Genomic DNA, 10,586 nt, shown 5'->3' with positions numbered 1-10,586 from the left:
CGATGACCCAAGATGCCAAGCATGCCGAGCGTGCCGACGCAGCCGCCGCCGACCGTGCGGCATGGCTGACGGCGGAACTGAACCGGCACCTGCACGCCTACCACGTGCTCGACGCACCGACGATCCCGGATGCCGAGTACGACAGGCTGTTCATCGAGCTGCAGGAACTCGAGGCGGCCCACCCGGACCTGGCGCTGCCCGATTCGCCCACGCAGCGGGTGGGCGCCGCGCCGCTCGGCCAGTTCGACGCCGTCACGCATGTGGTGCCGATGCTGTCGCTGAACAATGGCTTCAGCGACGAGGACATCGACAACTTCGACCGCCGCGTGCGCGAGGGGCTGGACGCGGGGCAGGTGGACTATGCCTGCGAAGTGAAGTTCGACGGGCTGGCCATCAACCTGCGCTACGAGAACGGCGTGTTCGTGCAGGCCGCCACCCGCGGTGACGGCTATACGGGCGAAGACGTCTCCGCCAACATCCGCACCATCAAGTCGATCCCGCTGCGGCTGCATGGCGAGGCACTGCCCGACGTGCTGGAAGTGCGCGGCGAGGTGCTGATGTTCAAGGCCGATTTCGCCGCCATGAACGAACGCCAGCGCGCCGCCGGCCAGAAGGAATTCGTCAATCCTCGCAATGCCGCGGCGGGCGCGCTGCGCCAGCTCGATTCGCGCATCACGGCGCAGCGCAACCTGCGCTTCTTCGCCTACGGCATCGGCGAACTGACCGGAGCGGCGATGCCGGACCAGCACTCCGCCCTGCTGGACTGGTACGAACAGCTCGGCCTGCCGGTGGCGAAGCAACGCGCCGTCGTGACGGGCAAGGACGGCCTGCTGGACTTCTACGCGCGCATCGGCAAGACCCGTCCGGCGATGCCGTACGAGATCGATGGCGTGGTCTACAAGGTCGACAGCGTGGCCGACCAGCGCGCGCTGGGCTTCGTGTCGCGCGCCCCGCGGTTCGCGCTGGCGCACAAGTTCCCCGCCGAGGAAGCGCTGACGACGGTGCAGGCCATCGAGGTGCAGGTGGGCCGCACCGGCGCCATCACGCCCGTGGCGCGCCTGGTGCCCGTGTTCGTGGGCGGCGTGACCGTCACCAACGCCACGCTGCACAATGAAGACGAAGTGCGCCGCAAGGACGTGCGCGTGGGCGACACGGTGATCGTGCGCCGCGCCGGGGACGTGATCCCGGAGGTGCTGGCCGTGGTGCTCGACAAGCGGCCCACGCCGGCGCCGGCCGCCTACGTGCTGCCGGACACCTGCCCGGTGTGCGGCTCGCACGTGGTGCGCGAAGAGGGCGAGGCGGTGGCGCGCTGTTCCGGCGGGCTGACCTGCGCGGCGCAGCGCAAGGAAGCGATCCGCCACTTTGCCGGCCGCCGCATGATGGACATCGAAGGTCTCGGCGACCGCTACATCGATAGCCTGGTGGAAGCGAACCTGGTGCACGGCGTGGCGGACCTGTACCGGCTCACGCTCGACGACCTGCTGAAGATGAAGAGCGACGCCGACGAGCGCGACGGCGCCACGCCGGAGACCGTCAGGCAGGGCAAGGTGGCCACCAAATGGGCCGACAACCTGCTCGAAGCCATCGCGATCAGCAGGAAGCCGCCGCTGGAGCGCCTGCTGTTCGGCCTGGGCATCCGCCACGTGGGCGAATCGACGGCCAAGACGCTGGCCGACTGGCTGGGCCGCTTCGAGCTGATCCGCCGCGCGCCGGCCGCGCTGCTGCGCGTGCTGCCCGACATCGGCGGCACCGTTGCGGAGTCGATCGCCGACTTCTTCGCGGAAGAAAAGAACCAGCAGGCCATCGATGCGCTGCTGGCGGCCGGCGTGGCACCGCAGGGCGAACACCCCCCGAAGGCGCAGCTGCGCGAGAAGCTCGACGAGGTGCAGCTGCTGGCCGCGATCGGCATCCCGAAGCTCACGGAGCCGCGCGCGAAGCAGCTGCTGCAGGCGGGACTGACGCTGGAACAGATGGCCCTGCAGAAGATCTTCACCGTGTACGGCCTGCCGGCCACCGTGGCCGGCGCGCTGGAAGAATGGGCGGCATCCGAACCAAACCGCACGATGCTGATGTCGCTCTCGGCCCTGCGCGCCGAACTGCTGGCGCAGCTGCCCGAAGCGGCGGCCGACGAAGGCCCGATGGCCGGCAGGACGTTCGTGCTGACCGGCACGCTGCCAACGCTGTCGCGCGATGCGGCCGGCGCGATGATCGAGGCGGCCGGTGGCAAGGTGTCCGGCTCCGTGTCGAAGAAGACCTCGTACGTCGTGGCCGGCGCGGAAGCCGGCAGCAAGCTGGCGAAAGCCGAGGCGCTGGGCGTGACGATCCTGGACGAGGCGGCGCTGCTGGCGCTGCTGGGCAAATAGGGCAAGACCATGACACAGATTCGCAAGGCAGTGTTTCCCGTGGCGGGCCTCGGCAGCCGCTTCCTTCCCGCCACCAAGGCGCAGCCGAAGGAAATGCTCCCGATCGTGGACAAGCCCCTGATCCAGTATGCGGTGGAAGAAGCGGTGGCAGCCGGCATCACCGAGCTGGTCTTCATCACGGGCCGCAACAAGCGCGCCATCGAGGACCACTTCGACAAGGCGTATGAACTGGAAGCCGAACTGGAAGCGAACCAGAAGCACGCGCTGCTGCAGCTGGTGCGCAACGTGATTCCGAAGCACGTCAACTGCATCTACATCCGGCAGCCCGCACCGCTGGGCCTGGGCCATGCCGTGCTGTGCGCGCGGCCCGTGATCGGCAACGAGCCGTTTGCCGTGCTGCTGGCGGACGACTTCATGGACACGCCGGAAGGCGTGCAGCCGGTGCTGGCGCAGATGACGGCGCGCTACGACTTCGAGCGCGCCAGCCTGCTGGCCGTGCAGGAAGTCCCGCGCGAACACACGCGCCAGTATGGCGTCGTCAGCGCGTCGCCGTACCGCGACCGGCTCGAGCTCGTGTCCGGCATCGTTGAAAAGCCCGCGCCGGAACAGGCGCCGTCGACCCTGGCCGTGGTGGGGCGCTATGTGCTGTCCGGCCGCATCTTCGATTTCCTCGAGCAGGTGGGCGAGGGCGCCGGCGGCGAAATCCAGCTGACCGACGGCATCGCCGCGCTGCTGCAGCACGAACGCGTGCTGGCCTACCGCTACGAAGGGCAGCGCTACGATTGCGGCTCGAAGCTGGGCTATCTGAAGGCAACGGTGGCGATGGGCCTGAAGCATCCGGAGACCGGCCGGGAGTTTGCCAAGTTCGTGGCGGGTGTCATCGCCGGGCAGGGAGACGACCATGACCGTTCGTGAAATCCTCAAAATGGGCGATCCGCGCCTGCTGCGGCAGGCCGCGCCGGTGACCGAATTCGACACGCCTGCGCTGCACGCGCTGATTGCCGACATGTTCGACACGATGCATGCGGCGAACGGCGCCGGCCTGGCCGCGCCGCAGATCGGCGTCGACCTGCAGGTCGTGATCTTCGGCTTCAAGTCGAACGTGCGCTATCCGGATGCGCCGCAGGTGCCGGAGACGGTGCTGATCAATCCCGTTCTCACGCCGCTCGACGATGCGATGGAGGAAGGCTTCGAGGGCTGCCTGTCGGTGCCGGGCCTGCGCGGCAGCGTGCCCCGCTTCAAGCGGCTGCACTACGAAGGCTTCGACCAGCATGGCAACCGCATCGTGCGCGATGTCGAGGATTTCCATGCGCGTGTGGTGCAGCACGAGGTGGATCACCTGCTGGGCATCCTGTACCCGGCGCGCATCCGCGATTTCTCGAAGTTCGGATTTACCAGCGTGATGTTTCCCGAGCTGGATCCGAACGACGACGATTGAAGATGAATGCGGAGTAAAGGGGATGTTCCTGCTTGCCGGGCAGCCGCACACAAACCTCTTTTGCCATTTCACACTGAACATTGGCGCCCCGGAAGAACTCGCGTAATATCCCGGCCAGCATGAGCGTTCAACAACAATCCGGGATCACGAATCCCGGTCACCGGGAGTTACAGGATGAGCCAACCCTCTTCGTCCAATCCGCTTGAGTTTTCGGTTCGGGGGATCATCCTCGGCATTCTCATCACACTGGTCTTCACGGCCGCGCAGGTCTACCTGGGCCTGAAAGTCGGCCTCACCTTCGCCACCTCCATCCCCGCCGCCGTCATCTCGATGGCACTGCTCTCCGCGTTCAAGGACGCGACCATCCAGGAAAACAATATCGTCCAGACGATCGCCTCGGCGGCCGGCACGCTGGCCTCGGTGATCTTCGTGGTCCCCGGCCTGCTGATGATCGGCTGGTGGGCCAAGATCCCGTTCTGGCCCGTGTTCGGCGCCTGCGCCATCGGCGGCGTGCTGGGCGTGATGTACACGATCCCGCTGCGCCGCGCGCTGGTGTCGCAGTCGAAGCTGCCGTATCCGGAAGGCGTGGCCGCGGCCGAGGTGCTGAAGGTGGGCACCCAGTCGCGCGCCGGTGCACAGGAAGGCAAGGCCGGCCTGAAGGCGGTCATCTGGGGCACGCTGTCGTCGGCGTTCTTCGCGTTCCTGGCCGCCGCCAAGGTCACGGCCGGTGAAGTCTCCCATTACTTCCGCTTCGGCGGCGGCACCGGCGCCACGGGCCTGGGCGCTTCGAGCTCGCTGGCGCTGATCGGCGCGGGCCACCTGATGGGCATCACGGTCGGCATCGCGATGCTGGTCGGCCTAATCATCGCCTGGGGCATCCTGGTGCCCGTGATGACGAGCCTCTCGCCGATCGCCGCCGGCGCTTCCGCGATGGATCACGCGCTGCGCATCTGGAGTACCGAAGTGCGCATGATGGGCGCCGGCACGATCGGCGCGGCCGCCATCGTCACGCTGGCCACGCTGGCCAAACCGATCTTCGGCGGCCTGACCTCCGCGCTGGAAGCCTCGCGCGCCGAGAAGCACGGCGGCGCAGCGGTACCGCGCGAAGAACGCGACATGTCGATCTTCATCGTGGGTCTCGTCACGCTGCTGGCGATGGTGCCGGCCGGCTGGCTGCTCGCGACGTTCCTGCAGGACGGCGTGCTGGCTTCGCTGACCACGCCGCTGGTGGCCGTGGGTGTCGGCTACATCCTGGTGGCGGGCCTGCTCGCCGCTGCAGTCTGCGGCTACATGGCGGGGCTGATCGGTTCGTCGAACTCGCCGGTGTCCGGCATCGCCATCCTGACGATCCTGGGTGCCGCCACCTCCGTCGGCTTCGTGGGCCGCCACATCATGGGCCCGGAAATCGCCCATGCGCTGATCGCCTTCGCGCTGTTCGTGACGACGGTGGTGCTGGCCGTGGCCGTGATCGGCAACGACAACCTGCAGGACCTCAAGACCGGCCAGCTGGTGGGCGCCACGCCGTGGAAGCAGCAGGTCGCCCTGATCATCGGCGTGTTCGCCGGTTCGTGCGTCGTGCCGCCAGTGCTGGAGCTCCTGAACCATGCGTATGGCTTCGTCGGTGCGCCGAACCAGCACGCGATCTCGGACCAGCCGCTGGCCGCGCCGCAGGCGCTGCTGATCTCCACGCTGGCGCGCGGCGTGATCGGCGGCGACCTGCCATGGCACCTGATCGCCTGGGGCGCGCTGATCGGCCTGATCCTGGTGGCGATCGACTTCACGCTGAAGAAGACCAGCCATGGCAAGTACAGCCTGCCGCCGCTGGGCGTGGGCCTGGCCGTGTACCTGCCGTCGGCCGTGATCGCACCGGTCGTCGTGGGCGCGCTGACCGGCTACTACTTCGAGAAGGCGATGCGGGGCAAGTCGTATGGCGAGGCCGCCTCGCGCGTGGGCGTGCTCGTGATGTCCGGCTTCATCGTGGGCGAAAGCCTGTTCAACGTGGCGCTGGCCGGCCTGATCGTGGTGTCCGGCTCCGGCGAGCCGATGGCGCTGGGCCTGGGCATCGAGGAATCGGCGGGGATGATCATTGCGCTGGCGGTCGCCGCGGCGATCCTGGTGACCCTGTATCGCTGGGCGGCCGGTTCGGCGCGCCGGATCGAGGGCTGACGGCAGAAGTCGCAGCAGCGGATGTGCGGCGGGGTCGCACCCCGGCCTTTTGCAGGCGCGGTGGGAACGCGCACGAACGGCTGGGGCCAGGCCGCGGTGGCGGCAGCGGTTATCGGCCGACTCCCTGGCGCCGTGGGGCAGACCGCTGCCCATCCGCCAGCCGGTCCTCCAGCAAAAAATCCCGCAGGTGCGGGATTTTTTTTTTGCAGCGCGAAGAAGCGCCCGCGCTCTACCGCCGCGCCATCGCCATCCGGCCGATCGCCTTGTCGACTTCGTTCTGCATCTGCGGCGACAGGTTCACGAAGCGGCAGCCGATCTGCACCTGCTCGCCCAGCAGGAAGGAGCGGAAGCGCCGCGCCAGGCGGATTTCCAGGTCGCAGATCACGATCGATTCGCCCAGCTCCAGCCGCACCCGCTGCAGCTTGCGGCCGATGTGCAGGCCATTGGCGTCGCGCGGGGCGCAGCGCATGCCGATGCCGCCAGCGGAGATGTCGTACAGCTGCAGCTCGTGCGGATTGCCGAACAGGACGAAGGATGCGGTGTAGTTGCCCGTCAGCGGCGTCTCCAGCCGCATGGTCGTGCGGCGGTTCAGCACGATGGCGGTGGGCGGGAATTGGGCGGGAATGTGCAGGGGCTGGTCCGGCGCCGGCGCCCAGTCGGCCGTCAGCTCGAACTGGAAGCGCGCCGCATCGAGCCAGGTGACGAAGGTGCAGCGGCCCGGTGGCAGCGTGCTGCCTTCGCCCAGTTCCAGCGTGAAGTGCGGCTCGTCCGGGTGGACCGACAGGATGCGCGCCAGCACGGCATCGCCGCCCGGCGGATAGATCGTCAGCGGCTGCCCGCGGTCGGCCAGCACCTGCAGCGCATCGCCGATCATGTCCGCATCCGCGATCTCGTGCGAGGCCGCGTTGATGCCGATGCGTTCGACGATATCGGCGGGCTTGAACGGCGCAAGCCGGGCCGGTGCCGGATGTATGGCGTCCAGCAGGGTGTCGTTGTTGGCGACGGACAGATTGCTCATGGAGTCCCCTTTACTGTGCCGGGCAAGACCACCGCGAAACACGCGCAGCGCGGTCCACTTCGGGCGCAGCTGGGCGCTGAACCTGCGCACGGCATGCGTATCGAGCCAGGACAGGCGTGCGCGATGGGGTTTCGGGTGGGGTCTCATGGAAGGTTCGGCGGTTCAACGTGCAAGCATACCAGTATTCGCTTCCATGACGACATTGTTGTTGCATTATGGATATAAAATAACGGGGCGTTCTTGATCGGAACCGCGCTCTAGAACCCTTCGTCCGCCGCCAGGTAGCGCCACTGGCCCACCGGCAGGTCGCCCAGCTTGACGCGGCCGATGCGCACCCGTTTCAGGCCGACCACCTTCAGGCCCACCATGTCGCACATGCGGCGGATCTGGCGCTTCTTCCCCTCGCGCAGCGTGAACGACAGCTGGTCGTCGTTCTGCCAGCGCACTTTCGCCGGCAGCAGCGGTTTGCCGTCCATCCACAGGCCGTGGTTCAGCTTCTTCAGGTCCGACTCCGGCAGCTTGCCCGGTTTCGTGTACTCCACGCGCACAAGATACTCCTTGTCGATGTCCGTGTCGTGACCGATCAGCTGCTTGGCCACGCGGCCGTCCTGCGTGAGCACCAGCAGCCCGACGGAATCGATGTCGAGGCGACCGGCCGGCACGAGGCTGCGCAGCTGCGTCGGGTGGAACTGCTCCGGCGCGGGATCGTCCGGCCAGCGGTTTTCCGGCTTGATCAGCGCCACGGCCGGCGTGTAGCCGTCTTCCGCCTGGCCGCTCACATAGCCCATCGGCTTGTTGATCAGGATGGTCACGCGCTTCGACTGCTCGGCGGCGGCCTGCCGCTCCACGGTCACTTTCTGGCTCGGGTACACCTTCACGCCCAGTTCCGAGACGACCTTGCCGTCCACCCGCACCCAGCCCTTGGCGATCCATTCGTCCGCCTCGCGGCGCGAGCACAGGCCCAGTTCGGACATGCGCTTCGACAGTCTTAACAGTTCTTCTGACATTACACTTTCAACGCTTCCAGTAAATCGGTTTCCAGCTGGAGTTGCGCGCGCGCGTTGGACAGCGTGGGGCCATCCACGATGAACACGTCTTCCACGCGCTCGCCCAGCGTCATGATCTTCGCCGTGTGCAGGTTGACGCGGTATTTCGTCAGCACGTTGGCGATCGAGTAGAGCAGGCCGGTACGGTCGTTGGCCGTCACGGACAGCAGGTAATATTGGCCGCGCTCGTCCGGCCGCAGGTCCACCGCCGGCTGGATCGGGAACGTGCGCGACAGCCGCGACAGGCGGCCCCGCATCGGCTGCTGCAGCGGTTCGGCCTTCTGCAGCAGGTCGCACAGCTCGTGCTCGACGAGGCTGATGATGTCGCGGTAGCTCTTCGCGAAGCTCTGCTCCGTGACGAGGAAGGTGTCGAGCGCGTAGCCGTGCTTCGTCGTGTGGATCTTCGCATCCAGGATGCTGAAGTTCTTGCGGTCGAAGTAGCCGCAGATGCGCGCGAACAGGTCCGGCTGGTCGCGGATGTAGACGGCGATCTGCAGGCCCTCGCCGATCGGCGCCAGGCGGCATTTCACCACCGGCTTGTCGCTGTCCAGCCGGTCGTACAGGGCGCGCGTCTGCCAGGCGATGTCGGAGGCGTCGTGGCGCAGGAAGTAGGCCACGTCCAGCTGCTGCCACAGGGGCTCGTGGGCCGAGGGCGGCAGGCCGTACAGGCGCAGCGTGGCCAGCGCTTCCTGCTGGCGGTTCTTCAGTTCGCGGTCCGCCGAGTGGGGTTCGCCGCCCAGCACGCGCAGCGTCATCTTGTACAGGTCTTCCAGCAGCTTGGCCTTCCAGGCATTCCACACCTTCGGGCTGGTGCCGCGGATGTCGCACACGGTGAGCAGGTACAGGCCCGTGAGGTGGCGTTCGTCGCGCACGGTCTTCGCGAACGCGGCGATCACGTCCGGATCGGACAGGTCCTGCTTCTGCGCCACCGTCGACATCAGCAGGTGCTGCTCGACGAGGAAAGCCACCAGCTCCGTCTCGTCGCGGCTCATGCCGTGCTCCTGGCAGAACTGCACCGCGTCGGCCACGCCCAGCTGCGAGTGGTCGCCGCCGCGGCCCTTGGCGATATCGTGGAACAGCGCCGCCACGTACAGCAGCCAGTGCTGCGGATAGTTCGCCATCAGCTGGCTGCAGTACGGGTATTCGTGGGCATGCTCCGTCATCGTGAAACGGCGCATGTTCCGCACCACCATCAGGATGTGCTGGTCCACCGTGTACACGTGGAACAGGTCGTGCTGCATCTGGCCGACGATCTTGCGGAAGTTCGGCAGGTAGCGGCCCAGGATCGACAGCTCGTTCATGCGGCGCAGCGCGTGCAGGATGCCGGTGGGGGCCTGCAGGATGCGGAGGAAATAGGCGCGGTTGACGGGATCGGCGCGGAACGCCGCATCGATCTTGTGCCGCTCGTGCCATAGCGCGCGCGTGGTGCGCGCCGTGATGCCCTTCAGCGCCGGGCGCTCCGTCATCAGCACGAAGGTTTCCAGGATGGCCGACGGCGTGCGCTCGAACACATCGTCCGCGCTGATGTCGATGAAGCCGCTCACTTCGTTGAAGCGCGGATTGATCGGCTGCGGCTCGCCGCATTGCGGGAACAGCATCGCCTCGATGTTCTGCAGCAGGATCGTGTTCAGCTGCACCACCGTCTTGGCGGCCCAGTAGTAACGCTGCATCAGATACTCGCTGGCGCGGCGCAGGTGCACGCCTTCGCCGGTGGTCTCCATGCCCAGGCTTTCGGCGATCGCGGTCTGCACGTCGAACACCAGGCGGTCCTCGCGGCGGCCGGCGTGCAGGTGCAGGCGCACGCGGATATCCTTGAAGGCGCGCTCCTTCTCCATCAGCTGGCGCGCCTCGGTCTGCGTGATCAGGCCGCGCGTGGCCAGCGTGCGCCACGAGCTGGCCAGGCCGGCCGCCTTGGCCACCCACAGGATCACCTGCAGGTCGCGCAGGCCGCCCGGGCTCTCCTTGCAGTTCGGCTCCAGGCTGAACGCGGTATCCTCGTACTTGGCGTGGCGCTGGCGCATCTCGCCCGTCTTCGCGTGGAAGAACGCCTGCGGATCCATTGCCGCGTCGTAGGCCGCCTGCAGCCGCTCGAACAGCGCTTCGTCGCCGGTGACGAGGCGCGCTTCCAGGAGACTCGTCTGCACCGTGATGTCGGCCTTCGACTCCGTAAGGCATTCCTCCACCGTGCGGATCGACGAGCCGATTTCCAGGCCCAGGTCCCACAGCAGCTGCACCAGTTCCTCCAGTCGGTGGCGCGTGTCCTCGTCGGGCGGCTGGTGCAGCAGGATCAGCACGTCCACATCGGAATAGGGGAACAGCTCGCCGCGGCCATAGCCGCCGACGGCCACCAGCGCGCTCTGCGCGGGCAGCCCGGCCGCCTGCCAGGCCTGGGTGAGCACCTCGTCGACGCTCTGGCGCAGGCTGCGCAGCAGCTTTTCCGGCTTGCCGTCGTCCTTGAACGTGGCGATCACGACCTGGCGGTCGGACTTGAGCCGCATCCTCAGCGTGGTGCGCAGTTCCTCGCGCCGGTCCTTCTGCATCGCGTCGGCCAGCAT

At 67.4% G+C, this 10,586-nt stretch carries 7 protein-coding genes; 4 read left to right on the top strand and 3 right to left on the bottom strand.

What is annotated here, in order from left to right; translation table 11 throughout:
- The first annotated feature begins 2 nt into the window (after positions 1 to 2).
- From ligA to IP91_RS08195, 4 genes are all read left to right on the top strand, one after another.
- Entirely contained in the window at positions 3 to 2,363 is a 2,361-nt protein-coding gene (ligA, locus tag IP91_RS08210; protein WP_145648463.1) for an NAD-dependent DNA ligase LigA, read from the top strand.
- Between the two features lie 9 nt (positions 2,364 to 2,372).
- Positions 2,373 to 3,278, top strand: a complete 906-nt coding sequence (gene galU, locus IP91_RS08205) for a UTP--glucose-1-phosphate uridylyltransferase GalU (RefSeq protein WP_145648461.1) — start codon at positions 2,373 to 2,375, stop codon at positions 3,276 to 3,278.
- Positions 3,265 to 3,801, top strand: coding sequence for a peptide deformylase (gene def / locus IP91_RS08200; RefSeq protein WP_145648459.1), 537 nt, complete (start codon positions 3,265 to 3,267; stop codon positions 3,799 to 3,801). Before galU ends, def begins: the two co-directional genes overlap by 14 nt.
- 174 nt (positions 3,802 to 3,975) lie before the next feature.
- Positions 3,976 to 5,967, top strand: coding sequence for an OPT family oligopeptide transporter (locus tag IP91_RS08195; protein WP_145648457.1), 1,992 nt, complete (start codon positions 3,976 to 3,978; stop codon positions 5,965 to 5,967).
- 229 nt (positions 5,968 to 6,196) lie between these two features.
- Here IP91_RS08195 and IP91_RS08190 read toward each other — a convergent pair whose 3' ends face one another.
- The 3 genes from IP91_RS08190 to IP91_RS08180 all read right to left on the bottom strand — a co-directional run bounded on the left by IP91_RS08190 (position 6,197) and on the right by IP91_RS08180 (position 10,586).
- Positions 6,197 to 6,985 carry a flagellar brake protein gene (locus tag IP91_RS08190; RefSeq protein WP_229474134.1) on the bottom strand — a complete coding sequence of 263 codons (789 nt, stop codon included), beginning with the start codon at positions 6,983 to 6,985 and terminating at the stop codon, positions 6,197 to 6,199.
- Between the two features lie 257 nt (positions 6,986 to 7,242).
- A complete protein-coding gene (locus tag IP91_RS08185; RefSeq protein ID WP_199754540.1) occupies positions 7,243 to 7,992 on the bottom strand; it encodes a pseudouridine synthase in 750 nt (249 codons plus the stop codon).
- The gene (locus IP91_RS08180; protein WP_145648455.1) at positions 7,992 to 10,586 is read right to left on the bottom strand and encodes a [protein-PII] uridylyltransferase; all 2,595 of its coding nucleotides are present in this window, start codon (positions 10,584 to 10,586) and stop codon (positions 7,992 to 7,994) included. Before IP91_RS08180 ends, IP91_RS08185 begins: the two co-directional genes overlap by 1 nt.

It is taken from the genome of Pseudoduganella lurida, assembly GCF_007830455.1.
GTDB lineage: Bacteria > Pseudomonadota > Gammaproteobacteria > Burkholderiales > Burkholderiaceae_D > Rugamonas > Rugamonas lurida.
Note: the sequence above shows the minus strand (reverse complement) of the source record. Positions and strands in the feature narration are given on the sequence as shown.